This window comes from Mesorhizobium sp. M0244, assembly GCF_040321795.1.
Classification (GTDB): Bacteria; Pseudomonadota; Alphaproteobacteria; order Rhizobiales; family Rhizobiaceae; genus Mesorhizobium.
The window spans coordinates 1-508 of sequence record NZ_JAMYSE010000250.1 but is presented as its reverse complement, the minus strand read 5'-3'; the positions used below and the strand labels follow the sequence as shown (position 1 = coordinate 508).

Sequence of the window (508 nt, the reverse complement as noted above, 5' to 3'; positions counted from 1 at the left end):
TTCGGCCGCATGGTCGGCAACCAGCGCCAGGGCTGGGCAATTCTGTCGGCGATGGGTGTGCTGTTCATCGCCGGCGTTGCTGTCTGCTACTGGGCCGAGGCCGCCGGCAACCCGCTGGTCCATGCGCTGGGCATCGACGGCGGCAACATGGAGGGCAAGGAGAGCCGTTTCGGCATCGCTCTGTCGGCGCTGTTTGCGGTCATCACCACCGCCGCATCCTGCGGCGCGGTCAATGCCATGCACGACAGCTTCACCGCACTTGGCGGCATGATCCCCATCATCAACATGCAGCTCGGCGAGGTCATTGTCGGCGGCGTCGGCGCCGGCTTCTATGGTATCCTGATGTTCATCGTCATTGCCGTCTTCGTCGCCGGGCTGATGGTCGGACGCACGCCCGAATATCTCGGCAAGAAGATCGAGGCCAAGGAGGTCAAGATGGCGATGCTGGCCGTCCTCTGCCTGCCGCTGGCGATGCTGATCTTCACCGCTATCGCGGTGGTGCTGCCGA

Annotated in this window: 1 protein-coding gene; it reads left to right on the top strand. The window is 64.2% G+C overall.

Annotated features, from left to right (window positions below; translation table 11 throughout):
* Positions 1-508 (top strand): potassium-transporting ATPase subunit KdpA (locus NKJ08_RS38910; RefSeq protein ID WP_352786444.1); only part of this gene is annotated, 508 nt, incomplete at both ends.